The following is a 24,044-nucleotide window of genomic DNA, read 5'->3' on the forward strand; positions in this document are numbered from 1 at the left end:
GGGGCGGGGGGCGAGGGCCCGGGAGGCCGGAGGCAGGGGGCGGGGGGCGGGTGGGGCACGGGGCCGGGAGGCAGGGAGCGAGGGCCCGGGAGGCCGGAGGCAGGGGGCGGGGGCTGCGGCGGAGCGGAAGCGGGAGCGCGGAGCGCGGCGGAGGAGGGGGGCACCGGGCGCGGCGGCGGAGGGGATGTGGGGTCTCGCCCGGACGGAAGCACAGAGCGCGGCCGCGGACCGAAGCCACGCCCCGCCCGAGCGGAAGCGCGAAGCGCGGCCGAGGACCGAAGCCACGTCCCGCCCGGGCGGGGCCGGGGGTGTGCTGGGGGAGCAATTGGGGCGTGTTGACGGCCTTTTGAGGCGCGCCCTCGCCCAGACCTGGATTGGCTTCGCCTCAGCCGTCATCTGACGCCTTTCCTCCCCCGGACAGCCCCCGGTCGCCGTCCATGGGGAGCGAATCGGGCGCCTGCGGCCTATGACCAGCCCAGAGGGATCGCAGACGCGTGATCGAGAAGCGCGTAGCGATCTGGGGCGGCCTATGCCCGACCCAAAAGGCCTGCGGACGCGTGATCGAGAAGCGCGTAGCGATCGATGGCGGCTTATGTCCAGCCCACGGGGCCTGCGGACGCCTACCGTCAGGAGCGCGTAGCGATGGGGGGCGCTGGGGGCTTTGCCCGCACGGCGCCGACGCCCCGTCTCCCTCCTACTGCCCCGGCCCGTTCCTTTGGGGGCTTCCCGGCAGTCTTTCGGATGTCCGGGGCGGGACGGTCGGTCAAGGGTGGAGCGCAGCGACATCGCGAAGCGACGCGAGGAACGAGCGCCCTTGACGGGCCGGCCCGAACCGGAGAGACGATGGGACTGACGGGAAACCCCCAGAACGTCACTGGCCACGGGCCCAGGAGATCCCGCCCCCACACCACCCCGCGCCCCCGCCGATCCCGCCCCGCCGAATCCCGCCCCCCACACCCTCGCCGCACATCCGGCAGGCCTTGGGGGGCGGCCCGGCGGGGCGGCCCGGCGGGTGGCCCGGCGGTGGCCTGGGGAACCCTCGAACGGATACGCGCACCCCGAGGGCGATTACCCGTGGCTTCCGTCCCGCGTTGGCCGTGCATGAGCACGCTTCAGTCTTCAACGGGCCGAAGGCGCCGTCCGATGCCGTCGGGTTTCGAAGAATCGGTTCAGCGCCCGCTTCCGCGTGAGCCGCAACGCGAGCAGCAGGCGCCCGATCCGCCGATCTACCGCGACCTGCTGGCCCGGTGGGCCGACGCCGGCCGGACCCTGCCCGGCCGGCGGGACCCCGAGTGGTCCCGGCTCACGTCGTCCCCGGTCTGGCCCTCGACCAGCAGCGGGCTGTACTGACCCCGCCGGTGGCGGAGCGCGTCAGCGCGTTTCGGGTCCCGCCAGGTGGCGGGCGATGACCATGCGCTGGATCTGGTTGGTGCCCTCCACGATCTGGAGCACCTTCGCCTCACGCATCAGGCGCTCGACGGGGAAGTCCGCGGTGTAGCCGTAGCCGCCGAGGACCTGCACGGCGTCCGTGGTGACGGCCATCGCCGCGTCCGTGCAGAAGAGCTTGGCCATGGCCGCCTGCCGGGAGAACGGCTTGCCGGCGTCCCGCAGCCGCGCCGCAGCGAGGTACAGCGCCCGGCCGGCCTCGATCTTGGTGGCCATGTCGGCAAGCATGAACCGCAGCCCCTGGAAGTCCGCGATGGGGTGCCCGAACTGCTTGCGGTCCAGCGCGTACGTGAGCGCCTCGTCCAGGGCCGCCTGGGCGACACCGATGGCGCAGGCGGCGATTCCCAGCCGCCCCGCGTCGAGCGCGGCGAGGGCGATGGAGAAGCCCTGCCCCTCCTCGCCGATACGGCGGGAGTCCGGTACGCGTACGCCGTCGAAGTGCAGCTGGGCGGTGGGCGAGCCCTTCATGCCCATCTTCTTCTCGGGCACTGCCGCGGTCAGGCCCGCCGCGTCCCCGGGGACCAGGAAGGCGGTGATGCCCTTGGGGCCCTCGACGCCGGTTCGGGCGAGGACGGTGTAGAAGTCGGCGACCCCGCCGTGGGTGATCCAGGCCTTGGTGCCGGTGATGATCCAGTCGTCGCCGTCGCGCACCGCCTTGGTGGTGAGCGAGGCGGCGTCTGAGCCGGCGGCCGGCTCGGAGAGGCAGTAGGCGCCCAGGAGGCCCCCGCCGAGCATCGCGGGCAGGTGGGCGGCCTGCTGTTCCTTGGTGCCGTAGCCGCCGAGACCGTGGCAGGCCAGGGAGTGCACGCTGACGCCGAGGCCGACGGTCAGGCGGGCCGCTGCCAGTTCTTCCAGGACCTGGAGGTACACCTCGTAGGGCTGCTCGCCGCCGCCGTACTCGCCGGGGTACGGCAGGCCGAGGAGCCCGGCCTCGGAGAGCAGCGTGAAGACCTCTCGGGGGAACCGTCCGGAGTCCTCCTCCTCGGCAGCCCGGGGGCGGATCTCACGCTGGGCGATATCGCGTACGAGGGTGAGGAGGTCGCGGGACTCCTCGGTGGGCAGCTGTCGGTCCACCGGCTGCGGGGCGCGGTCTGTCATGGCGGCGCTCTCCTCCCTGGTCGGGCACGGCGGCGGCGCGTGAGGTGTGGGACGCGCCGCCGGGTCTCGGGCTCTGTGCAGCCGGTGCTGCCCTCCCGGGTCACGGAAGAGGCTGCTCAGCGGCTGCGGCGGCTTGAGTATGCCCGATCAGGGGCTTCCCGTCACCGGGGCAAGATCACCGGCCGTTTCGAACGGCTCTTCGGCAGGGGGAGGTGCCGGACACTCCGGGGCGAACTCCTCGATCACCGCCAATGTCGCGCGCAGCTGGCGTACCAGCAGGGCTCCGAGCCGGGCGCGTCCGGGCCGGTCCGGGGCGCTCGGCCCGCCGATCCATTCCAGGGTGGTCCCTTCGACCGCGGAGAGCCAGCCCACGAGGGCGAGACGGGCGATCGGCGGGAGGGTGCGGCGCCCGTACACGCCTTCGGCGATGGCGGCGAGCAGTTCCTCGCGTACGGCGTCGCGGATGGCGAGCACCTCGGCGTCGCAGCCGACGCCTCCGGTGACGATGGTGCGGTAGGCGGCACGGTGGTGCTCGGCGTAGTGGAGGTAGCCGTCGACGGCGCGGCGGACGCGTTCCGCGTTCGGGAGGCCGGTGTCGCCGCCGGCGCGGGCGACGAGGTCGGCCACGGAGTCCTCGACGATGGCGAGGTAGTAGCCGCGCTTGCTCTTGAAGTAGTAATAGATCAGGCCCTTGGCGACGCCCGCGTGCTTGGCGATGTCGTCCATGCACAGTGCGTCGTAGGGGGTGTCGGCGAACAACTTGCGCCCGATGGCCAGGAGTTCGGCTCGCCGCATCTGTGAGCGCCCGGTCGTTCCGCGCTGTTGACTGTTGTTCAATTCCGGCCCCAGCCTTGAACTGCCACAGGACGGGCGAAGTATGGCAGTCAGGAGTGCGGGAACCTGCGCCGGGGAGGCGTCAGAGCCAGCCGACCTGGGTGACGAACATGGCCACGACGACCACGAGGGTCCAGCCGAGGACGTGCTCCAGCCAGTTGGAGTCGTCCTTGGGACCTCCGGTGCGAGCAAGGTTCGCGGCTGATGCGGTCGGGGCGGCGGTGTCTGCGGTCATGGTGTCCAATGTGCCAGCGTTCGCGGCATTCGCGGTAGAGACGAGCGTCACGGGTGGCGCACGTCACGCGCGGGGCCCCGGCCGCTCCGGCTGGTACGCGGTGCGGTCGGGGCCCGGCGCCCGGTCCCGTCCGGGGTCGGTTTCCGTGTCAGACCCTGGTGTCGCGGCTGCGGCCGGCCATGGCCGCCATCGCGAGGCCGAGGCAGAGGGCGACGGCTCCGGCGATCACATTGCTGACCACCGCCCGCGTCGCGTCCATCTCGCCGGCGATCGCCCACGGGGCGATGATCGTCCAGGCACCCAGGACGACCGCCGTCCACGCCATCGCATGGGTGCGCTCGTAGGCGGATCCCAGGCCGCCCATGCACAGGCAGAACGCGAGGCCGACGATCAGGTTGTTGATCGCCAGGGGGATCAGGATGCCGAATCCCGCGATCCACGGCGAGGCGGCCAGGTAGAGGCCCGTGATCAGGGCCAGTGCCTCGACAGCCTGGGCGCGGGGAGTGCTGGTCACCCGCTCGAAGCGGGTGCGCATCTCGGCGAGGTCCGGGTGGTGCTCGATGCTGGGATGGGTGGTCATGGCGGCCGCCTCCTACGAGAAGCCTTTATGTGCCATTTACCCCATAATGTTCCGCTTACCCGGCTGCCTGGTCAACGGGCAATTCCGGCTGTTTCCCCGCTTCCTCACAGCACGCCCACGGTCCGCAGGGCCAGGATCTGCGCAGGGGACGGCAGGGCCGGGGCGTAGAGGTAGCAGACCCCGCCGCTTCCGGAGGCGGTCTTGCCGGCGGTGGCGGTGCGCTTGGTGCGCAGCCACACGTTCTCCCACTCGGCGCGCTGGTAGACCCGGCGTACGGACGGGTTGTCCGGGGCGTGGGGGTCGTTGACGACCACGTCCCCGGCGGCGGTGAAGCCGACGACGGTCATCAGGTGCCCGGCGGTGCCGTACCCCGCGCCCGTGAGTTCGTCCGCGCGGAAGGAGGTGGAGGTGATGGCTGGGATGCCGGCCCTCACCACGGTCTCCAGCTCGGTCAGGGAGGCGAGGCGGGTGACGACCCCGGCGAGGCCGCTGTACGTGGCGGCGTAGGCGGCGTTGAAGGACCAGTTCCCGCAGCCCTGGTAGGCGGCGTCGTAGGTGGAGCGGGCGGCGTGGCAGACCTGGGGGTCCGAGTAGGCGGGGTCCACCCAGGCCAGTGCGGCGGGCTCCGCCTTGCGGCCGAAGGACTCGATGACCATCTGCGAGGAGGTGGGGCTGCACCAGGCCTCGCCGCCGTTGTCGTATTCGGGGTAGCGCCCGGTGTGGATCTGCTGCGAGTAGCGCGGGACCAGCAGTTCGTGGGCGGTGCCGGAGGGGCGGGAGGCGGGGACGGTGAAGCGGTCGGGGATGTCGGAGGCCATGGCGCCCGCCAGCCACACCGTCGGGCCGTCGACGGCGCCGGGCCGGCGGTGGAGGGTCAGGCGCAGCCGCCAGCAGGCGATGCGCAGACCCCCGGCCGCGGCGGGTGCGTCGACGGCCAGCGTGTCGGTCCAGACGGTGGAGCGGCCGTCGGTCTGGCCGTCCACCGAGGTGCGCCTGATGTCGGTGTCGCCGGACGCCCACCGGCCCATCACGTACCAGGGGCCGGTGGCTCCGTCGGTGTAGGTGGCGCACAGCTCGACCTGGATCCACGTGCCGGCCGGGGTACGGGCGTTCCAGGAGGCGACGGCCTCGGTGGCGGGCACCGTGGAGCGGTGCAGCGGGGAGGTCCAGGTGGCGTACTCCCAGGTGGTTTTGCGCCCGGTGTGCGGGTCGGCGTACTCGGTGCGCCCGACGGGCGTCCGGATCTCCAGGCCGGGGCGGGCCCCGGCGGCGGCCGCGGTGCCCAGGTGGGTGCCGGCCCGCCAGTGGCCGTACGAGAACCAGAAGCGGTTGTCGACACCGCGGCCCTGGGCGCGGGGGGCCGGCGCGGCGGCCGCCGGGGCACCACCGCCGGGGACGGCGGCGGCGGTGGCCGCGGTGGCGACCGCGAGTGCGGCGACGAGTACGGCCCTGCGTGGCGTGGGTGCGGTCATCGCGTGGTCCCCCGGGACGGGTCGGCGCTTCGGTGGTGTCACCCTTCCAGGTTCCCGGCGGCCGAAGGCCCAAGCCACGGGTCGTGTCGTGCTTGTCTACGCTGGTCGGGTGGAGTCACACCGGTCACACCCATCAATCGAGTCACTCGCACGGGAGCTCGCCGCCCTGCCGTGCTCCCTCGGCCCGGTGCGCCTGATCGGGATCGACGGCCACGCCGGCTCGGGCAAGAGCACCTTCGCGGGGCGGCTCGCCGAAGCCCTGGACGGGGCTCCCGTGCTGCACCTGGACGACGTGGCCAGCCACGAGGAGCTGTTCGGCTGGGAGGAGCGGCTGCGCAGCCAGGTGCTGGAGCCCCTCGCCGACGGCCGGCCCGCACACTGGGCGCCGTACGACTGGGTGGAGCGCCGCTTCGGACCGGAGCGGGTGTTGGAGCCCGCGCCCGTGCTCCTGGTGGAGGGCGTCGGCGCCGGGCGGCGGGCGTTGCGCCCGCACCTGGCCCGGCTGTTGTGGATGGAGACCCCGCGCGCGGAGTCGTGGCTGCGGGGCCGCAGCCGGGACGGGCGTGAACTCTCCGGCTTCTGGGACGGATGGGAGCGCGCGGAGCGCGCGCACTTCTCCAGTGATCCTTCGCGCCCCTTCGCCGACACTCTGGTACGTCAGAGCGGTACGGGATACGAGTGGTCTTCCGGGACCGGAGGGACAGCAGGAACCCCCGTTTCCCTCACCGACGGTGACGGACTCCCCCGGGCCTGAACCACCTCGGAACTGCGTCCTGCCGGGCCTGCGCCGACCTGCTTGACCTGGGGCCCGCAGCGGCCTTACGTTCTCAATGCGGGGCCTTTACCGGCCGCCGCGCACACGGAGCCCCCGATTGTTCCCCCGTGATCGGGGGCTTCGTTCTGCCCCCGGACCCCCTCCGCAGGCGTACCGCGCGGGGCAGGCACCCCCCGGATGTTCACCCTGTGTCACCGGACGCGCCCTGGGCTCCCGCCGGAACCCGGCCCACCGCACCCTACGTAAGGCGCGAAAGCGCAGGTACGATGCAGCCCTGATTTCAGCGACGCCAGTCGGGAGCACCGGACAACTCGCGCGCTCGAAGCGGGGGTTGCGGCGCACCACGGGGCAGGCTTGTGGGGGACGTGATGGATTTCGGCACGCCGGGCAGCATGCACGCCCCGGCCGAACTCGCCTGGTTGCGGGGGGTCGACGCCTGCACCATGGGCGCGTACCCGCAGGCCGAGGAGGAGTTCCGGACGGCCGTGCGGCTGGACCCCTCGATGGCCGACGCGTGGCTGGGCCTGCACGCGCTCCGGGTCGACACGGGGAACGCGTTATTGCGCATGTACGCGCACCGGGACCGCTTCGGCGAGCAGCGGGCCCGGCACCGCAGGACCCTGAACTCCTGGTACTGGCTGGGCTGGTGGGTGCAGCCGGTGCTGGAGAACCGGCGGGACCTGCTGCTCGCCCATGCCTCGCACTGGCTGGACGGCCGCCACGTCCCCGAGCTGGACCAGGCCTTGGCCGCGCTGCCGCCGGTCGACACGGACGCGCAGGTGCGGTTCCTGCACGCCTGCCGGGCCTATCTGGTCAAGGACTGGGAGCAGTTGGTGCGGCACACCGAGCCGCTGGTCGACGATCCGCTGCTGGGGATCGAGTCGGGGCTGTTCGGCGGAATGGCACGGGTGCGGCTGGAGATGTACGGGCAGGCGGAGCCGCTGCTGTCGGCGGCGCTGATGCGCTGCCGCAGCGAGCAGCCGCAGCGCAAGGAGCTGCGGTACTGGCTGGCGCGGGCGCACGAGGGGACGGGGCGCAGTGCGGCGGCGCTGCCGCTGTACCGGGCGGTGCACCGGGTGGATCCCTCGTTCATGGACACCGCGGCCCGGCTGACGGCCATCGAGGACGGCGACGACACCGACGGCATGGCCGACCTGGCGGGCCTGGCCGGTTACTCCGGGTACGGCGGCTACGCGGGGCACGGCCCCTCCCCGGTCGGCGGGGACTTCGCGGCGGTCGCCCTGGGCGGCCCGCCGGGTGGCGGGCCGGTCAAGGACATCGCCGGGGACGGCCCGGCGGGGCTGGACCCGCTGGTGCCGCCGCCTCCCCCGCCCGGCCGGATGGAGGGGGTACGGCGCAAGGCGGCCGTGCCGCCGCAGGGCTCGGCGGAGGGGCTGCCGACCGGGCCGTCGGACCCGGAGGCGCTGGCCGAGGCGCTGGCGGAGCTGGAGCGGATGGTGGGCCTGGAGCCGGTCAAGCGGCAGGTGAAGGCGCTCTCCGCGCAGCTGCACATGGCACGGCTGAGGGCGGGTCAGGGACTGCCGGTGCAGCCGCCGAAACGGCATTTCGTGTTCTCCGGCCCCTCGGGCACGGGCAAGACCACCGTGGCGCGGATCCTGGGCCGGGTCTTCTACGCGCTGGGCCTGCTCGGCGGGGACCATCTGGTCGAGGCCCAACGTGCCGACCTGGTGGGTGAGTTCCTCGGGCAGACCGCGGTGAAGGCCAACGAGCTGATCGATTCGGCGATCGGCGGGGTGCTGTTCGTCGACGAGGCGTACTCGCTGTCGAACACGGGCTACAGCAAGGGCGACGCGTACGGCGACGAGGCCCTGCAGGTTCTCCTCAAGCGGGCTGAGGACAACCGGGACCACCTGGTGGTGATCCTGGCCGGCTACCCGGCCGGGATGGATCGGCTGTTGGCCGCCAACCCGGGTTTGTCCTCGCGGTTCACCACGCGGGTGGACTTCCCCAGCTACCGGCCGCCGGAGCTGACCGCGATCGGCGGCGTGCTGGCCGACGCCAACGGGGACCACTGGGACGAGGAGGCCCTGGAGGAGCTGCGCAGCATCAGCGGGCACGTGGTGGAGCAGGGCTGGATCGACGAGCTCGGCAACGGCCGCTTCCTTCGCACCCTGTACGAGAAGAGCTGCGCGTACCGGGACCTGCGGCTGGCGGGCTTCGCCGGCGAGCCGTCGCGGGACGACCTGGCCACGCTGCGGCTGCCGGATCTGATGCAGGCGTACGGGGAGGTCCTGTCGGGCCGGGGACCCCAGGAACGGCCTGAGCCGCCCGTGTGACGCCGCCGGGCGGGAAGGGGCCGTGGCGCGGTCCTTCCCGGCCCTCCTCGGCCGGGGTCCTGTCGCCGGGGTGGCGCCGGTCAGGACCGGGGCGTACGTCGCCCTGGGGCCTCGCCGGGCCCCAGGGCCGAGGGGAAGGCATCGCAGGACGGGGGGCGCCCGAGCACCGCACTGACGTGGGTGCCCCCGACGCGGCGAGGTGCGGTGCCGGGCGGCGCGGGCCCGGCAGGACCCGGAAGACACGGCCTAGGTGCGGCCTGCAGGGATCCGGTGCGCCGGGTCGCGGACCTCGCCGACCAGCATTTCCAGGACGTCCTCCAGGGCGACCAGGCCGAGGACCCGGCCGCTCTGGTCCGCGACCTGCGCCAGGTGCGTGGCGTCCCGGCGCATGACACCGAGGGCGTCGTCCAGCGGGACCGTGGCGCACAGCGTGGTCATGCGGCGCCAGACCCGCTGGGGCACGGCCCGTTCCCGGTCTTCCAGGTCCAGTACGTCCTTCACGTGCAGATAGCCCATGAAGGCGCCGCTGTCGGCACGGACGGGGAACCGGGAGTATCCGGTGCGCACGGTCAGCTGTTCGATCTGGCGGGGGGTGACGGCCGGACCGACCGTGACCAGGCGGTCCCGGTCGAGGAGGACGTCGGTGACCGGGCGGCTGCCCAGTTCCAGCGCGTCCTCCAGCCGCTCCTGCTCGACCGGCTCCAGGAGCCCGGCCTGCCGGGAGTCCTTGAGGAGCCGGCCCAGCTGGGCGGAGGTGTAGGCGGCCTCGACCTCGTCCTTGGGCTCGACCTTGAAGAGCTTCAGGACGAGCTTGGCGCAGGCGCCGAGCGCGGTGGTGACCGGCCCGCAGAGGCGGGCGAAGGCGACCAGGCCGGGGCTGAACCACAGGGCGGTCTTCTCGGGGGCGGCCATGGCGAGGTTCTTGGGGACCATCTCGCCGATGACCAGGTGCAGGAAGACCACGGCGGCGAGCGCGAGGGCGTAGCCGAGGGGGTGGATCAGGCCCTGCGGTACGTGGACGGCGTGGAAGACGGGCTCCAGCAGCCTGGCCACGGTGGGTTCGGCGACCGCGCCGAGGGTGAGGGAGCAGACGGTGATGCCGAACTGTGCGGCGGCCATCATGCGGGGCAGGTTCTCCAGGCCGTGGAGCACCTGGCGGGCCCTCTTGGACTCGGCCGCGAGGGGCTCGATCTGGCTGCGCCGTACGGAGACGAGGGCGAACTCGGCACCGACGAAGAAACCGTTGGCGAGGACGAGGAGCAGCGCGAAGACGAGCTGGAGCGCGTTCACCGGGCGGCGCCTTCCAGCTCGGCCGGCTGCAGGGCGGTGTCGCCGTGGCGGCCGGTGCCGGGCACGGTGGCACCTGCGGGGCCGGCGGGCTGCCGGTAGGCTCCGGCGGCGGGTACGGCCGTCAGCCGGACCAGCCGGACGCGTTCGGCCCGGTTGCGGCCGACCCTGCGGACGGACAGCTTCCAGCCCGGGAGGTCCGCACGGTCCCCGGGGGCGGGGATCCGGCCGAGCAGGTCGGCGACGAGGCCGGCGACGGTCTCGTAGGGGCCCTCGGGCACTTCCAGGCCTATCCGGCGCAGGGTCTGCACGCGGCAGCTGCCGTCGGCCTCCCAGGAGGGGCGGCCGTCCTCGGCGGCGACGGCGGCGAGTTCGGGGGTCTCGTCCTCGGCGAGGTCGTGCTCGTCGCGGACCTCCCCGACGAGTTCCTCCACGATGTCCTCCAGGGTGACGACGCCGGCGGTGCCGCCGTACTCGTCGACGACGACGGCCATCGGCTGTTCGCTGCGCAGCCGCTCCAGCAGCGGCTGCACCGGCAGGGAGCCGGGCACCAGCAGGGGGGCGACGCAGATCCGGCCCACGCTGATGCGGTCGCGTTCGGACTCGGCGACGGCGAGGGCGTCCTTGAGGTGGACCACGCCGGTGATCTCGTCGATGCGTTCGCGGTAGACCGGGAAGCGGGACAGGCCCGTGGCGCGGGTCAGGTTCAGGACGTCGGCCGCGGTGGCCGTGTCCTGGAGGGCACTGACCTTCACCCGGGGGGTCATGACGTGCTGGGCCGTGAGCTCGCCCAGCGACAGGGTCCGTACGAAGAGATCGGCGGTGTCCTGTTCCAGGGCGCCGGCCTGGGCCGAATGGCGTACCAGGGAGACGAGTTCGCCCGGGGTGCGGGCGGATGCCATCTCCTCGGCGGGCTCCACTCCGAGGGCCCGCACGAGCCGGTTGGCGACGGCGTTGAGGCCGGCGATGACCGGCCGGAAGACGCGCGAGAAGGCGTTCTGCGGGCCGGCGACGAAGCGGGCCACCTGGAGGGGGCGGGAGACCGCCCAGTTCTTCGGGACGAGCTCCCCCACGACCATCTGGACGGCGGAGGCGAGCAGCATGCCGATGACGACGGCGACGCCGGAGGCTGCTCCCTCGGGCAGGCCGGTCGCGGAGAGCGGCCCGGCCAGCAGCGCGGCGAGGGCGGGCTCGGCGAGCATGCCGACCACGAGGGATGTGATGGTGATGCCGAGCTGGGTGCCGGAGAGCTGGAAGGACAGCTCTCGCAGGGCCTTGACGACCGTGCGGGCACGGCGGTCCCCGTCGGCTGCGGCGCGCTCGGCCTCGGGGCGTTCCACGGTGACGAGGCCGAACTCGGCCGCCACGAAGAATCCGTTGGCGAGGATCAGGGCGAATGCCGCCGCGAGCAGGAGTAGCGGGATGGTCATGCCGCCGCCTCCGTGGGGAGGGCGGCGCGGGTATTACCGGACGATCCGTCCATTGCTGGAGGGAGTCACTCCTCGAGTTGCAGGTGCCCGCGGGCCTCGGGGTCCCGGGGCCGGTGGGAGGGCGCAGGGCTGCGCCCCGCCACCAGGGTAGTCACTGGGATCGCGGCCGCAACGGTAGGCGGCGACGAGGATGGGCGCAGTCAGCTGTCGTTCGGGCCGGTTCCGCGGATTTCGGCGAGGGTGCGCAGGGCGCGCGCGTCGCTGATGGCCTGCTGCCTGGCCACGCCCGGCTGGATGCCGAGCGCGGGCAGGCTGGTGCCGTCGCTGAGATCCAGGAACACCCACGGGTCGCCGGGGCGGAGGTTGACCCGGAGGATCTCGGCCCACGCCAGGCGGCGGGTGTTGGTGAGGTTGACGACGGTGACGCCGTCCTCGTCCGCGACCACCTTGGGGCGGCTGAGCAGGACCAGGACGGAGGTCAGCAGGACGGCGGTGAAGATGAAGCTGATCCGCTCACCCGGCTGGAGGCGTTCGAGCATCACGGCGATGGCCGTGATGGTGGCGAACATGGCGAGCCCGACGCCCAGCAGGACCGCCCGGGTGCGGGTCGGCCGGAAGGTGACCGGCAGGGTGGGCGGTTCGGGCGGTGCGGCGGACTCGGCCATGGTGCGTTGCCTTCTGGGGTGGCGTGGCGTGCGGGTGAGGGGGAGGCGTGCCGGTCGGGCACGCGGGTCCTCAGAGGCGGCAGGCGTGGATCGAGGTGGTGAGGATCGCGCGTGCGCCGAGCTCGTACAGGTCGTCCATGATGCGCTGGGCCTCCTTGGCGGGGACCATGGCGCGGACCGCGACCCAGCCCTCGTTGTGCAGCGGGGAGACGGTCGGGGACTCGAGGCCCGGGGTGAGGGCCACGGCGCGCTCGAGGTGCTCGGCGCGGCAGTCGTAGTCCATCATCACGTAGCTGCGGGCCACGAGGACGCCCTGGAGGCGGCGCAGGAACTGCTGGACCTGCGGGTCGTCGGCGTCGGCGCCGTTGCCCCGGATGACGACGGCCTCGGAGGTGAGGATCGGCTCGCCGACGACCTCGAGGCCGGCGTTGCGCAGACTGGTGCCGGTCTCGACGACGTCCGCGATGATCTGGGCGACGCCGAGCTGGATGGCGGTCTCGACCGCGCCGTCGAGGTGCACGACGGAGGCGTCGATGCCCTGGTCGGCCAGGTGCTTGGCGACGATTCCCTCGTACGAGGTCGCGATCGTCATGCCGGCGAAGTCCTCGGGGCCCTTCGCCGTGCCGGGGGTGGTGGCGTAGCGGAAGGTGGAACGCCCGAAGTTCAGCGGGAGGATCTCCTCGGCGCTGGCGCCGGAGTCGAGCAGCAGGTCGCGGCCGGTGATGCCGATGTCGAGCTTGCCCGAGGAGACGTAGATCGCGATGTCCTTGGGGCGGAGGTAGAAGAACTCCACCTCGTTCTCGGGGTCGACGACCACGAGCTCCTTGGACTCCTTGCGCATCCGGTAGCCGGCCTCATGGAGCATCGCCGACGCCGGTCCGGAGAGTGAACCCTTGTTGGGGACGGCGATGCGCAGCATGGGGCTTCCTTTGATGCGTGGTGTGCGTGGTTTACGTGGTTGCGGACGGGCGCGGGTGCGGCCCGGACTCGGAGGTGCGGGGCTCAGAGGTGCGCGTAGACGTCGTCGAGGGAGATCCCGCGCGCGACCATCATCACCTGGACGTGGTACAGCAGCTGGGAGATCTCCTCGGCGGCGGCTTCCTTGCCCTCGTACTCGGCGGCCATCCAGACCTCGGCGGCCTCCTCGACGACCTTCTTGCCGATGGCATGGACGCCCTTGTGGACGAGCTCGGCGGTGCGGGAGGTGCTGGGGTCGCCTTCGGCGGCCTTGTGCTGGAGCTCGGCGAAGAGCTCTTCGAAGGTCTTGGATGGTGTGTTCGCCATGATGTCCTTAGAGTACGGGCTCACCCGGGTGTCCCGGTGCCGGGGTTCACCCCTCGGACACGACTTACCGCCAGGGCTCGCTGACGGTGCGCAGGGTCATCGCGGTGGAGACGGCGGCGGTGACCGCTTCGTGGCCCTTGTCCTCGTTCGACCCTTCGAGGCCGGCGCGGTCCAGCGCCTGCTCGTCGTTGTCGCAGGTCAGAACGCCGAAGCCAACGGGGACCCCGGTGTCGATCGACACCTGGACCAGGCCCTGGGTGACGCCCTGGCAGACGTAGTCGAAGTGCGGGGTGCCGCCGCGGATGACCACGCCGAGGGCGACGATGGCGTCGTAGCCGCGGCCGGCCAGCACCTTCGCCACGACCGGGAGCTCGAAGCTGCCGGGCACGCGGAGCAGGGTGGGCTCGTCGATGCCCAGCTCGTGCAGGGCCCGCAGGGCGCCGTCGACCAGTCCGTCCATGACCTTCTCGTGCCACTGGGCCGCGATCACGGCGACTCGCAGGTCTCCGCAGTTCTTCACGCTCAGTTCGGGTGCGCCCTTGCCGCTCACAGCTCTGCTCCTCGGTGGTTCGTGGGTACGGGGGTTCGGGAATTGCGTACAGGGGTGGTGCGTGCCTACTGGTTGCCGCAGGCGGACGTGGTCACGGCCCCGTCCAGCCAGGGCAGGTCGTGGCCCATCCGGTCCCGCTTGGTGCGCAGGTACCGCAGATTGTGCTCGCCGGCCTCGACCGGCATCGACTCGCGGCTGGCGACCGTGATGCCGTGCGCCTCCAGGGCGGCGGACTTGTCGGGGTTGTTCGTCAGCAGCCGGACGCTGTGCACGCCGAGGTCGGCCAGGATCTGAGCACCGGCGGCGTAGTCGCGGGCGTCGGCGGGCAGGCCCAGTTCCAGGTTGGCGTCGAGGGTGTCGCGGCCGCGCTCCTGGAGCTCGTACGCGCGCAGCTTGGACAGCAGTCCGATGCCGCGGCCCTCGTGGCCGCGGAGGTAGACGACGACGCCGCGGCCCTCGTTCTTGATCCGTTCCATGGAGGCGTGCAGCTGGGGGCCGCAGTCGCAGCGCTGGGAGGCGAAGATGTCGCCGGTCAGGCACTCCGAGTGCATGCGGACGAGGATGTCGGAGCCGTCGCCGATCTCGCCGTGGACGAGGGCGACGTGCTCGACGCCGTCGACGGTGGAGCGGTAGCCGTGCGCGGTGAAGTCGCCGAAGGCGGTCGGCAGGCTGACCTCGGCCTCGCGGCGCACCTTGGGCTCGGCGGAGCGGCGGTAGGCGATCAGGTCCTCGATGGAGATGATCGTCAGGCCGTGCTTGCGGGCGAAGGGGATCAACTCGGGCAGGCGCAGCATGACGCCGTCCTCGCCGGCGATCTCCACGATGGCGCCCGCCGGGCGCAGGCCGGCGAGGCGGGCGAGGTCGACGGCTGCCTCGGTGTGGCCGTTGCGGACCAGGACGCCGCCGGGCTTGGCGCGCAGCGGGAAGACGTGGCCGGGGCGGACGAAGTCGCCGGGGCCGCTGACGCCGTCGGCGAGGAGCCGCAGGGTGGTGGCGCGGTCGGCGGCGGAGATGCCGGTGGAGACGCCGTGGGCGGCGCTCGCGTCGACGGAGACGGTGAAGGCGGTCTTCATCGACTCGGTGTTGTTCTGGACCATCTGCGGGAGTTCGAGCCGGTCCAGCTCGTCGCCCTCCATGGGGGCGCAGATCAGGCCGCGGCACTCGCTCATCATGAAGGCGATGATCTCGGGGGTGGCCTTCTCGGCGGCGATGACGAGGTCGCCCTCGTTCTCGCGGTCCTCGTCGTCGACGACGACGACGGGCCGGCCGGCCGCGATGTCGCGGATCGCCTGCTCGACGGGGTCGAGGGGGAAGGTCTCTTCGGGGATGTCGGGCACGGGCTTGAGGCTGGTCATGCCGCTGCTCCTTCGAGGGCCGGGGCGGGAGTGGTGCGGGAGCGCTGGTACCAGTCGTAGGCGCCCCACACCACGAGGGCGAAGTAGACGACGTAGACCAGTCCGGAGAAGGCCAGGCCGCCGGTGAAGGCGAGGGGGACGCCCACCAGGTCGACCAGGAGCCAGGCGAACCAGAACTCGACGAGGCCGCGGGCCTGGGCCACCATCGCGACGATGGTGCCGACGAAGATGTAGGCGTCGGCCCACGGGCTCCAGGACAGCGACGGGTAGAGCGTGAACAGGCCGCCGACGGCGAGGGTGCCCAGTGCCGCCCCGCCGAGGAGCAGTCCGCGTTCGGTCCAGGTGGCGGTGCGTACGGCGATGGAGCCGTCCTGGGCCTCCTGCTTGCCCCGCTGCCATGCGCGCCAGCCGAAGACGGCCACGCCGATGACCAGGAGCTGCTTGCCGACGCCGCCGGCGAGGTGCGCGGAGGCGTAGGCGGCGATGAGGATGAGCCCGGACAGGAGCTGGGCGGGCCAGGTCCATATCGAGCGGCGCCAGCCGAGGGCGAGCGCGGCCAGGCCCATCAGGTTGCCGATCATGTCGGACCAGATGACCTTCTGACCGAGGACCGTGAAAGCTTCGGCGTTGAGCCAGCTCAGGGCGGTCACCGGGCTTCTCCCGTCGGGTCGGCGTGCAGCGGGTCCACGCCGGCGGCCAGCAGGCGCTCGACGTACTTGGCGAGGACGTCCACCTCGAGGTTGACCGGATCGCCGGGCTGCTTGATGCCGAGGGTGGTCAGCGCGAGGGTGGTGGGAATGAGGCTGATGGTGAACCAGTCGGCGGCGGCCTCGACGACGGTGAGGCTGACGCCGTCGACGGTGATGGAGCCCTTTTCGACCACGTAGCGGGAGAGGTTCCGCGGGAGGGCGACCTTGACGATCTCCCAGTGCTCCGAGGGGGTCCGCGAGAGGATCTCGCCGGTGCCGTCCACGTGGCCCTGGACCAGGTGGCCGCCGAGCCGTCCGCCGAGGGCCATCGGGCGCTCCAGGTTGACCCGGGAGCCCTTGGCCAGGGCGCCGAGGCTGGAGCGGTTGAGGGTCTCCTGCATGACGTCTGCGGTGAACTCGCCGTCGGCGGTCTCCACGACGGTCAGGCAGACGCCGTTGACGGCGATGGAGTCGCCGTGCTTGGCGTCCTGGGTGACGAGGGGCCCGCGCAGCCGGAAGCGGGAGGCCTCCTGGAGCGGCTCGACGGCGGTGACCTCGCCCAGTTCTTCGACGATTCCGGTGAACACTCAGTGCTCCTTGGGGGCGGTGGCGGGAAGGGCGGTGATGCGCAGATCGGGGCCCACGCGGACGGCCTCGGTGATGTCGAGGCGCAGGGCGTGGGTGATGTTCGTGATGCCCGCGTCGCCGAGGGCCGCGGGGCCGGCGCCGAGCAGGGCGGGGGCGAGGTAGCCGACGACGCGGTCGACGGCTCCGGCTTCGAGGAAGGCGCCCGCGAGGGTGGGGCCGCCTTCCAGGAGGAGGGAGCGCACGCCGCGGGCGTACAGCTGCGCCAGGAGCCGGTCGAGGGGGAGCCGGCCGTCGTGCGGGGGCAGCCGGAGCAGGTCGACGCCGGGCAGGTGGCGGGTGTCGGCGTCCTCGGCGACGACCAGCAGCGTGGGCGCGGCGTCGTCGAGGATGCGGGCGGTCGGGCGCAGGCCGGCACGGGTGTCGAGGGCCACGCGCAGCGGCTGGGTGGCGCCGTCGATGCCGCGGACGGCCAGGTGCGGGTCGTCGGCGCGCAGGGTGCCGCCCCCGACCAGGACGGCGTCGGCCTCGGCGCGCAACCGGTGGACGTCGGCCCGGGCCTCGGCGGAGCTGATCCAGCGGCTGCTGCCGTCCGCGGCGGCGCTGCGGCCGTCGAGGGTGGCGGCGTACTTCCAGGTCACGTGGGGGCGGCCGAGGCGTACGGAGGTCAGCCATACGGTGTTGCCGGCCTCGGCCTCGGCGCGGAGCAGCCCGGCCTCGGTGTCGATCCCGGCGGCGCGCAGTGTGGCGGCGCCCCCGCTGGCCTGCGGGTTCGGGTCGGGGACGGCGTAGACCACGCGGGCGATGCCGGCATCGGCGAGGGCCTGTGCGCAGGGTCCCGTCCGGCCGGTGTGGTTGCAGGGTTCGAGGGTGACGTAGGCGGTGCCGCCGCGGGCCGCGTCGCCTGCGGCGCGCAGGGCGTGGACCTCGGCGTGCGGGCCGCCGGCCTGCTGGTGCCAGCCCTCGCCGACGACGGCGCCGGAGGCGTCGGTGATGACGCAGCCGACGATCGGGTTGGGGCTGGTGGAGCCGAGTCCGCGGGCGGCGAGCTCGACGGCTCGCCGCATGGCACGGGTCCCCGCGTCGGGTGCGGCGTGCGCGGCGTGTGTCGCCACCGGGTCCTCCTGCCTCATCGGGCACGGACTCCGGGGCCTGTCGGGATACGACAGATGGAGCGGAACAGCTCACGCGGGGACGCCGGGGCCGGAGAAACGGTTCGACCCGACACATCCACGGGGATATGCCGATGAACCGCCGACGGCGGCGTACCGGTGACTGGCCCGCCGCGCACTGCCTCCCATCCGGACTTTAACCGTCGGTCCAGGAATTTCACCTGGTCAACCGGCCGCTGGCTGCGGACGGGTCGCGGACTATACCGCCGGTTCGGAATTACACCGACCCCGGAGTGCGCTGCTACTGGTACTCCAGCCAGTTTGCCACGGCCGATCGGCCGCCATGCGGGTGATGCGGTGTGGCCTGGCTCACAGAGGGTGACTCCGAGGGTACGCCGGCTCGAGCGGGAGGCCGCGGCGGTACGGACCGGGGGTAAGTGGAAGCGCGGTTGGTCCAGACCTATTGACGGGTTGGTCTAGTCCTCTTAACGTTCCCTTCATCTTCCCGGGAACAGCCCGTCAGATGTGCGCACGTCACGGGCCAACAAGCGTCTGCACCAGTCACGTTGCTCCATGTTGCATCCACCCGTGTCCTGCATCCTCCCCTCCCCAGGAGGCACAATGCCGTCCCCCACACGTACGAGAGCGATGCTCCTGGCATCCGGCGCCGCAATCGCCGGACTGCTGGTCGGCGGGCTCTCGACGGGCGTCTCGCACGCGGCCGACAACGAGAGCTGTCGCCCCGACGGCCTCTACAAGACGGCCGGCGTCGACGTTCCCTACTGCTCGGTCTACGACACCGAAGGCCGCGAGAAGATGGGCGCCGACCACCAGCGCCGCGTCATCGGCTACTTCACCGGCTGGCGCACGGGCAAGAACGGCCAGCCGTCCTACCTCGTCAACAACATCCCGTGGGACAAGATCACCCACATCAACTACGCCTTCGCACACGTCGGCAGTGACAACAAGATCTCGGTCGGCGCCGACAGCCCGACGAACGAGGCCACCGGGATGACCTGGCCGGGCGTCGCCGGGGCGGAGATGGACCCCTCGCTCCCCTACAAGGGCCACTTCAACCTGCTGACGAAGTACAAGAAGCAGCACCCCGACGTGAAGACCCTGATCTCCGTCGGCGGCTGGGCCGAGACCGGCGGCTACTTCGGCGCGGACGGCAAGCGCGTCGCCTCCGGCGGCTTCTACAGCATGGCCACCAACGCGGACGGATCGGTCAACCAGGCGGGCATCGACACCTTCGCCCAGTCCTCGGTCGACTTCATCCGCACGTACGGGTTCAACGGCGTCGACATCGACTACGAGTACCCGACCACGATGAAGGACGCCGGCAACCCGCTGGACTGGCCGATCGCCAACGCCCGCCGGGCCGGCCTGGTCAAGGGCTACGACGCCCTCATGAAGAGCCTGCGCCAGAAGCTGGACGCGGCCGGCGCCGCCGACGGCAAGCACTACATGCTGACCGTCGCCGCCCCGTCCTCCGGCTACCTGCTGCGCGGCATGGAGACGTTCCAGATGCAGCAGTACCTGGACTACGTCAACATCATGTCCTACGACCTGCACGGTGCCTGGAACGAGTACGTGGGCCCGAACGCCTCGCTCTTCGACGACGGCAAGGACGGCGAGCTCGCCGCCGCCGGCGTCTACGGCTCCCAGCAGTACGGCGGCATCGGCTACCTCAACACCGATTGGGCTTACCACTACTTCCGCGGCTCCATGCCGGCCGGCCGGATCAACATCGGCCTGCCCTACTACACCCGCGGCCACAAGAACGTCCAGGGCGGCACCGACGGCCTGTGGGGCAAGGCTTCGGCGACCAGCTGCCCGGCCGGCTCCGGACTGACCAAGTGCGGTGACGGCGCGGTCGGCATCGACAACCTGTGGCACGACAAGGACGACAACGGCAACGAGTCCCCCGCCGGCTCGAACCCGATGTGGCACGCCAAGAACCTGGAGAAGGGCATCGTCGGCGACTACGTCAGCCAGTACGGCTTCCCGGCGAACACCTCGCTGACCGGCACCTACGCCCGCAAGTACGACTCGACGCTGGTCGCGCCGTGGCTCTGGAACGCGCAGAAGAAGGTCTTCCTCTCCACCGAGGACGAGCAGTCGGTGGCCGCCAAGGCCGACTACGTGGTGGACCGCGGCATCGGCGGCACCATGGTCTGGGAGATGGCCGGCGACTACGGCTGGAACGCGGCCAAGGGCCAGTACGAGATGGGCTCCACGCTCACCTCGCTGATGTACGACAAGTTCAAGGCGGCGTCCCCGTACGGGGCGAAGAAGGCGGGCGCCACCGCCCTGCCGACCCAGGCCGTGGACATCAAGACGGAGTTCACCGAGTTCAAGCTCGGCGACTCCAACTACCCGATCACCCCGAAGATCAAGATCACCAACAACACGGGGACGGCACTGCCCGGCGGCACCGAGTTCCAGTTCGACTACTCGACCTCGGCCCCGAACAACGCCTCCGACCAGTCCGGCTTCGGCACGAAGATCATCAGCAGCGGCCACACCGGCAGCAACGTGGGCGGCCTGAAGGGCGACTTCCACCGGGTCTCGCTGAAGCTGCCGGCCTGGCAGTCCCTGGCCCCGGGCGCCTCCGTCGACCTGGCGTTCAACTACTACCTGCCCGTGTCCACCCCCTCCAACTGGACGGTGAACATCTCCGGCACGACGTACGCCCTCGCCGGCGACCTGGCGCGAGGCACCACGGTCGGGGAGCCGGGCGGCACCACCCCGCCCACCACTCCCCCGACCACACCGCCGACCACGCCTCCGACGACCCCGCCGCCGACCGGCGGGACCTGCACCAACCCGGCTTACACAGCGGGCACCGTCTACAACAGCGGCAACGTCGTCTCCCACAAGGGCCGCAACTGGAAGGCCCAGTGGTGGACGCAGAACGAGGAACCCGGCACCACGGGTGAATGGGGCGTCTGGAAGGACCAGGGCGCCTGCTGACAACGCGAGGACCCGGTGGCCCGGCGGCCACCGGGTCCTCGCCGGTTCGCGTCCCGCCAGGCCTCGTAGGCTGACCCGGTGATCACACATGTCACCGCATCCGTAGCGGACTTCGAGGAACACCGGCCCCGGATGTTCGGCATCGCCTACCGCATCCTCGGCTCCGCCGCGGAGGCCGAGGACATCGTGCAGGACGCCTACCTGCGCTGGGACTCGGCGGACCGCGCCGCCATCGAGCACCCGGGCGCCTGGCTCGCCAAGGTCGTCACCAACCTCTGCCTCAACAGCCTCACGTCTGCGCGCGCCAGACGCGAAAGCTACGTCGGCCCCTGGCTTCCGGAACCGGTCCTCACCGGCGACGGCACCCTCGGCCCGCTGGAGTCGGCGGAGCAGCGGGACAGCGTGTCCATGGCCCTGCTCCTGCTGCTGGAACAACTCACCCCGGTCGAGCGCGCCGTGTACGTACTGCGCGAAGCCTTCGCCTACAGCCACCGGGAGATCTCGGGCCTCCTGGACCTCGGCGAGGCCAACTGCCGCCAGATCTACCGGCGCGCGGCGGGCCGGGTCGCCGCCGGGCGCGAGGCCACACGGGAGAAGCGCTTCTCCGCAGACCGCGAGCGGTGGCAGGGACTCGTGGAGAGCTTCCTGACCGCCGCGCAGAGCGGGGACCTCACCCGGCTGGAGGGGGTGCTGGCGGCCGACGTGCGGTACGTGTCGGACGGCGGTGGCGTGGTCAGCGCGGCGCGCCGGCCGATCCTGGGGCGGGACAACGTGGCCCGGTTCGCGATGGGCGCCATGGCGAAGTACGTATCCGGGGTGCCGGTCAGCGTCGCGGAGGTCAACGGATCGCCCGCACTGCTCTTCGGTGAGGTGGCGGTCCTGCTGGTCGAAATCGAGAATGGGCTGGTCAGCGGCATCAGCGCGGTGGTCAACCCGGAGAAGCTGGCGTTCCTCCGGCGACAGCTGTCACATTCCTGAGGGCTGTCCGGTCCTTCCCTGGTGCACGCACCCCTCACCCCACCAGGGAAGGACCGACACCATGGGCACCATCGTCGTCACCGGAGGCACCGGAACCCTCGGCTCGCTCGTCGCCGAACGGCTGCGGTCGGCCGGGCACGAGGTCCGGGTGCTCAGCCGGCACGCCCCGGAGCATCCCGTCGACCTCCGGGACGGCACGGGCCTGGACGCGGCCCTGGCGGGCGCGGAAGTGGTCGTGCACTGCGCGAGCAACACCCGGGGGGCGGGCAAGGGGGACGACGTGGCCGCCGGGCATCTCATCGAGGCCGCCCGGCGCGCCGGGACCGTCGGGAACATCGTCTACATCTCGATCGTCGGGGTGGACGTGGTCCCGCTCGGCTACTACAGGCGCAAGCTCCGGGTGGAGCGGCTGCTGGAGGCGTCCGGGCTGGGGGTGACCATCCTGCGCACGACGCAGTTCCACGACCTCGTGGCGATGGCGACGGACACCGTGGCGAGGCTGCCCGTCGTGCCGGTCCCCAAGGGCGTACCGGTGCAGCCCATCGCGGTGGGCGAGGTCGCCGCCCGTATGGCGGAACTGGCGGTCCCGACCCCCGCGGGCCGGGTCCCGGACATGGGCGGACCGCAGATCCGCACCCTGCCGGACCTGGCCCGCGTCTACCTTCGGGCGACGGGACGCAACCGCCGCGTCCTCCCGGTCCCCCTGGCGGGCAAGGCCTACGCGGCCTTCCGCCGTGGCGGCCACCTCACCCCGTCCCGCGCCGTCGGCCACGAAACGTTCGAGCAGTTCGCGGCGAGGCGCGGGGCCGCCGGGGCCGGGGGCGGCGCGGGCGCCGGGGCCGGCGGCGGCGGAGCCGGATCGAAGACGTGAGGGGGTTCTGGGGAGGGGGGTTTGCGTGGGGCGGGATCTCCTCGACCCGTGGCCAGTGACGTTCTGGGGGTTTCCCGTCAGTCCCATCGTCTCTCCGTGTCGTGCCGGCCCCTCAAGGGCGCTCGTTCCTCGCGTCGCTTCGCGATGTCGCTGCGCTCCACCCTTGACCGACCGTCCCGCCCCGGACATCCGAAAGACTGCCGGGAAGCCCCCAGCACACCCCCGACCCGGCCCGCCGAAACCCCGCACCCACACCACCCCGCCGCACTCCGCGCTCCCGCCCCGCCGAAACCCGCCCCCCCACCCCCACCCCGCGCAGACATCACGGTCAGCGGGCAGGGCCGGCGGACCTCACCCCCCGAACAGCACGCCCTGGGCCGCTTCGCGGGCCGCCAGGCGGGCGCCCGCCAGGACTGCCGGGTCGCCCAGGGTCGTGGCGCGGATCTCCGTCGGGACCGGCGTCAGTTCCGCCAGGCGGTGGAAGACGCGGGCGGCCAGGGCGGGGCCGCCGGCGCGGCCGAGTTCTCCGGCCAGGACCACGCAGCCCGGGTCGAGGAGGGCCGCGGCCGCCGCCGCGCCCAGGGCGAGGCGTTCGGCGAGGTCTTCGAGGAAGGGCTCGCCGGCGGCTCCCGCCACGGCCTGTTCCGCCGGGCCGGCGAAGCCGTGTCCGCGTGCCAGGGCGGTCACGGCGTCCCGGCCGACCAGGGCGTGGAACCCGCCCGCGCAGTCGACGGCCGAAGGCAGCCCCCCGGTGCCCGGCACCGGGAGGAAGCCGATCTCGCCCGCGCCGCCTGAGGCGCCGCGCCGCAGCCGGCCGTCCAGGACGACGGCCGCACCCACGCCGGCGCCGAGCCACAGCAGGACGAAGGAGTCCAGGTCGCGGGCGACGCCGAGGCGCTGCTCGGCGAGGGCGGCCAGGTTGGTCTCGTTCTCGACGGCCACGACGGCGGGCAGGGTCCGCTGCAGGGCCGTGACCAGGTCCCGGTGCCAGGCCGGGAGGCCGATGGTGTCGCGGAGTTCGCCGGTGGTCGGGGCGACCAGGCCCGGGGCGCCCACGACGACGGTGTGGAGTTCGGCGGCGCCGGCCTCGCGGGCGGTGCGCAGCAGGGCCGCGACCGCGTCCTCGGGGGCGCCGACGGGCAGGGCGGCTTCGGCCAGCGGGTGGCCGAGCAGGTCGGTGACGACGGCGGTGACCCGGTCGGTGCGGACGTCGAGGGCGGCGAGGTGGGCTCGGCGAGCGACGATTCCGTAGAGCTTGGCGTTGGGGCCCCGGCGCTGTTCGCCGGATTCGCCGACTACCTCGATGAGGCCGGCTGCGGTGAGCCGGTCGACGAGGTCGGCGACGGAGGGACGGGAGAGGCCGGTCATGGTCTTGAGCTGGGTTGCCGTCAGCGGCCCGAAGTCCTGGAGGAGTTGCAGGGCGAGGCGGTCGTTGATGGCACGGGCCGTGCTGGGTGAGGCGGGAGACGGTACCGGGGCGTGGGCTGGAGTCACGGCGCCCATCCTAGGAGTCGGGACCATTATC

The 24,044-nt window shown here is 72.4% G+C and carries 22 protein-coding genes and 1 riboswitch; of the genes, 6 read left to right on the forward strand and 16 right to left on the reverse strand.

The window, feature by feature from the left end; translation table 11 throughout:
- Window positions 1–1,143 precede the first annotated feature (1,143 nt).
- Window positions 1,144–1,350 (forward strand): hypothetical protein, encoded by a 207-nt coding sequence (locus tag ACZ6JS_RS13185; protein WP_469297706.1) that lies wholly within the window; start codon window positions 1,144–1,146, stop codon window positions 1,348–1,350.
- Window positions 1,351–1,371: 21 nt separating this feature from the next.
- On the opposite strand, the gene ACZ6JS_RS13190 is transcribed toward ACZ6JS_RS13185, so the two are convergent.
- The 5 genes from ACZ6JS_RS13190 to ACZ6JS_RS13210 form a co-directional block, all read right to left on the reverse strand.
- A complete protein-coding gene (locus tag ACZ6JS_RS13190; RefSeq protein WP_469297707.1) occupies window positions 1,372–2,544 on the reverse strand; it encodes an acyl-CoA dehydrogenase in 1,173 nt (390 codons plus the stop codon).
- Window positions 2,545–2,691: 147 nt separating this feature from the next.
- Window positions 2,692–3,381, reverse strand: coding sequence for a TetR/AcrR family transcriptional regulator (locus tag ACZ6JS_RS13195; protein ID WP_469297708.1), 690 nt, complete (start codon window positions 3,379–3,381; stop codon window positions 2,692–2,694).
- Between the two features lie 79 nt (window positions 3,382–3,460).
- The gene (locus ACZ6JS_RS13200) at window positions 3,461–3,613 is read right to left on the reverse strand and encodes an SCO1431 family membrane protein (protein ID WP_469297709.1); all 153 of its coding nucleotides are present in this window, start codon (window positions 3,611–3,613) and stop codon (window positions 3,461–3,463) included.
- A 148-nt stretch (window positions 3,614–3,761) separates the two neighbouring features.
- Entirely contained in the window at window positions 3,762–4,193 is a 432-nt protein-coding gene (locus ACZ6JS_RS13205; protein WP_469297710.1) for an SPW repeat protein, read from the reverse strand.
- A gap of 104 nt (window positions 4,194–4,297) precedes the next feature.
- A complete protein-coding gene (locus ACZ6JS_RS13210; RefSeq protein WP_469297711.1) occupies window positions 4,298–5,665 on the reverse strand; it encodes a C39 family peptidase in 1,368 nt (455 codons plus the stop codon).
- A 136-nt stretch (window positions 5,666–5,801) separates the two neighbouring features.
- On the opposite strand from ACZ6JS_RS13210, the gene ACZ6JS_RS13215 reads away from it, so the two are divergent.
- Both ACZ6JS_RS13215 and ACZ6JS_RS13220 read left to right on the forward strand, forming a co-directional pair.
- Window positions 5,802–6,419, forward strand: coding sequence for a uridine kinase family protein (locus ACZ6JS_RS13215; RefSeq protein ID WP_469298100.1), 618 nt, complete (start codon window positions 5,802–5,804; stop codon window positions 6,417–6,419).
- 389 nt (window positions 6,420–6,808) lie between these two features.
- Window positions 6,809–8,737, forward strand: coding sequence for an AAA family ATPase (locus tag ACZ6JS_RS13220; RefSeq protein ID WP_469297712.1), 1,929 nt, complete (start codon window positions 6,809–6,811; stop codon window positions 8,735–8,737).
- A gap of 246 nt (window positions 8,738–8,983) precedes the next feature.
- On the opposite strand, the gene ACZ6JS_RS13225 is transcribed toward ACZ6JS_RS13220, so the two are convergent.
- The 10 genes from ACZ6JS_RS13225 to ribD all read right to left on the reverse strand — a co-directional run bounded on the left by ACZ6JS_RS13225 (window position 8,984) and on the right by ribD (window position 17,715).
- The gene (locus ACZ6JS_RS13225) at window positions 8,984–10,027 is read right to left on the reverse strand and encodes a hemolysin family protein (protein ID WP_469297713.1); all 1,044 of its coding nucleotides are present in this window, start codon (window positions 10,025–10,027) and stop codon (window positions 8,984–8,986) included.
- Window positions 10,024–11,454, reverse strand: a complete 1,431-nt coding sequence (locus tag ACZ6JS_RS13230; protein ID WP_469297714.1) for a hemolysin family protein — start codon at window positions 11,452–11,454, stop codon at window positions 10,024–10,026. Before ACZ6JS_RS13230 ends, ACZ6JS_RS13225 begins: the two co-directional genes overlap by 4 nt.
- Window positions 11,455–11,654: 200 nt before the next feature.
- Complete coding sequence (locus tag ACZ6JS_RS13235; protein ID WP_469297715.1) at window positions 11,655–12,119, reverse strand: PH domain-containing protein; 465 nt, start codon at window positions 12,117–12,119, stop codon at window positions 11,655–11,657.
- A gap of 70 nt (window positions 12,120–12,189) precedes the next feature.
- On the reverse strand, window positions 12,190–13,038 hold the full coding sequence (hisG, locus tag ACZ6JS_RS13240; protein ID WP_469297716.1) for an ATP phosphoribosyltransferase: 849 nt from the start codon (window positions 13,036–13,038) through the stop codon (window positions 12,190–12,192).
- Window positions 13,039–13,121: 83 nt separating this feature from the next.
- On the reverse strand, window positions 13,122–13,403 hold the full coding sequence (locus ACZ6JS_RS13245; RefSeq protein ID WP_350996898.1) for a phosphoribosyl-ATP diphosphatase: 282 nt from the start codon (window positions 13,401–13,403) through the stop codon (window positions 13,122–13,124).
- A 64-nt stretch (window positions 13,404–13,467) separates the two neighbouring features.
- Window positions 13,468–13,953: a 6,7-dimethyl-8-ribityllumazine synthase gene (gene ribH / locus ACZ6JS_RS13250; RefSeq protein ID WP_007262951.1), complete on the reverse strand. Its 486-nt coding sequence runs from the start codon at window positions 13,951–13,953 to the stop codon at window positions 13,468–13,470.
- 65 nt (window positions 13,954–14,018) lie between these two features.
- Entirely contained in the window at window positions 14,019–15,308 is a 1,290-nt protein-coding gene (locus ACZ6JS_RS13255) for a bifunctional 3,4-dihydroxy-2-butanone-4-phosphate synthase/GTP cyclohydrolase II (RefSeq protein WP_469297717.1), read from the reverse strand.
- Entirely contained in the window at window positions 15,305–15,958 is a 654-nt protein-coding gene (locus tag ACZ6JS_RS13260; RefSeq protein WP_469297718.1) for a nicotinamide mononucleotide transporter family protein, read from the reverse strand. Before ACZ6JS_RS13260 ends, ACZ6JS_RS13255 begins: the two co-directional genes overlap by 4 nt.
- Window positions 15,955–16,584 carry a riboflavin synthase gene (locus ACZ6JS_RS13265; RefSeq protein ID WP_469297719.1) on the reverse strand — a complete coding sequence of 210 codons (630 nt, stop codon included), beginning with the start codon at window positions 16,582–16,584 and terminating at the stop codon, window positions 15,955–15,957. Before ACZ6JS_RS13265 ends, ACZ6JS_RS13260 begins: the two co-directional genes overlap by 4 nt.
- Window positions 16,585–17,715 carry a bifunctional diaminohydroxyphosphoribosylaminopyrimidine deaminase/5-amino-6-(5-phosphoribosylamino)uracil reductase RibD gene (gene ribD, locus ACZ6JS_RS13270; RefSeq protein ID WP_469297720.1) on the reverse strand — a complete coding sequence of 377 codons (1,131 nt, stop codon included), beginning with the start codon at window positions 17,713–17,715 and terminating at the stop codon, window positions 16,585–16,587.
- Window positions 17,716–17,865: 150 nt separating this feature from the next.
- Window positions 17,866–17,995: riboswitch (FMN riboswitch) on the reverse strand.
- A 320-nt stretch (window positions 17,996–18,315) separates the two neighbouring features.
- On the opposite strand from ribD, the gene ACZ6JS_RS13275 reads away from it, so the two are divergent.
- From ACZ6JS_RS13275 to ACZ6JS_RS13285, 3 genes are all read left to right on the forward strand, one after another.
- Window positions 18,316–20,670, forward strand: coding sequence for a chitinase C-terminal domain-containing protein (locus ACZ6JS_RS13275; RefSeq protein ID WP_469297721.1), 2,355 nt, complete (start codon window positions 18,316–18,318; stop codon window positions 20,668–20,670).
- Window positions 20,671–20,748: 78 nt separating this feature from the next.
- A complete protein-coding gene (locus tag ACZ6JS_RS13280; protein WP_469297722.1) occupies window positions 20,749–21,648 on the forward strand; it encodes an RNA polymerase sigma-70 factor in 900 nt (299 codons plus the stop codon).
- A gap of 61 nt (window positions 21,649–21,709) precedes the next feature.
- The gene (locus ACZ6JS_RS13285) at window positions 21,710–22,519 is read left to right on the forward strand and encodes an SDR family oxidoreductase (protein ID WP_469297723.1); all 810 of its coding nucleotides are present in this window, start codon (window positions 21,710–21,712) and stop codon (window positions 22,517–22,519) included.
- Between the two features lie 351 nt (window positions 22,520–22,870).
- On the opposite strand, the gene ACZ6JS_RS13290 is transcribed toward ACZ6JS_RS13285, so the two are convergent.
- Window positions 22,871–24,022 carry an ROK family transcriptional regulator gene (locus ACZ6JS_RS13290; RefSeq protein WP_469297724.1) on the reverse strand — a complete coding sequence of 384 codons (1,152 nt, stop codon included), beginning with the start codon at window positions 24,020–24,022 and terminating at the stop codon, window positions 22,871–22,873.
- Window positions 24,023–24,044: the final 22 nt, after the last annotated feature.

This window comes from Streptomyces sp. NPDC046349, assembly GCF_055587885.1.

Excerpts from the sequence above, each read along its gene's own strand:
- ACZ6JS_RS13275 (WP_469297721.1), top strand. The coding sequence starts at position 18,316 with ATGCCGTCCCCCACACGTACGAGAGCGATGCTCCTGGCATCCGGCGCC.
- ACZ6JS_RS13205 (WP_469297710.1), bottom strand. The coding sequence starts at position 4,193 with ATGACCACCCATCCCAGCATCGAGCACCACCCGGACCTCGCCGAGATG.
- ACZ6JS_RS13190 (WP_469297707.1), bottom strand. The coding sequence starts at position 2,544 with ATGACAGACCGCGCCCCGCAGCCGGTGGACCGACAGCTGCCCACCGAG.
- ACZ6JS_RS13255 (WP_469297717.1), bottom strand. The coding sequence starts at position 15,308 with ATGACCAGCCTCAAGCCCGTGCCCGACATCCCCGAAGAGACCTTCCCC.
- ACZ6JS_RS13285 (WP_469297723.1), top strand. The coding sequence starts at position 21,710 with ATGGGCACCATCGTCGTCACCGGAGGCACCGGAACCCTCGGCTCGCTC.
- hisG (WP_469297716.1), bottom strand. The coding sequence starts at position 13,038 with ATGCTGCGCATCGCCGTCCCCAACAAGGGTTCACTCTCCGGACCGGCG.
- ACZ6JS_RS13290 (WP_469297724.1), bottom strand. The coding sequence starts at position 24,022 with ATGGGCGCCGTGACTCCAGCCCACGCCCCGGTACCGTCTCCCGCCTCA.
- ACZ6JS_RS13200 (WP_469297709.1), bottom strand. The coding sequence starts at position 3,613 with ATGACCGCAGACACCGCCGCCCCGACCGCATCAGCCGCGAACCTTGCT.
- ACZ6JS_RS13245 (WP_350996898.1), bottom strand. The coding sequence starts at position 13,403 with ATGGCGAACACACCATCCAAGACCTTCGAAGAGCTCTTCGCCGAGCTC.
- ACZ6JS_RS13185 (WP_469297706.1), top strand. The coding sequence starts at position 1,144 with ATGCCGTCGGGTTTCGAAGAATCGGTTCAGCGCCCGCTTCCGCGTGAG.
- ACZ6JS_RS13210 (WP_469297711.1), bottom strand. The coding sequence starts at position 5,665 with ATGACCGCACCCACGCCACGCAGGGCCGTACTCGTCGCCGCACTCGCG.
- ACZ6JS_RS13220 (WP_469297712.1), top strand. The coding sequence starts at position 6,809 with ATGGATTTCGGCACGCCGGGCAGCATGCACGCCCCGGCCGAACTCGCC.
- ACZ6JS_RS13230 (WP_469297714.1), bottom strand. The coding sequence starts at position 11,454 with ATGACCATCCCGCTACTCCTGCTCGCGGCGGCATTCGCCCTGATCCTC.
- ribD (WP_469297720.1), bottom strand. The coding sequence starts at position 17,715 with ATGAGGCAGGAGGACCCGGTGGCGACACACGCCGCGCACGCCGCACCC.
- ACZ6JS_RS13235 (WP_469297715.1), bottom strand. The coding sequence starts at position 12,119 with ATGGCCGAGTCCGCCGCACCGCCCGAACCGCCCACCCTGCCGGTCACC.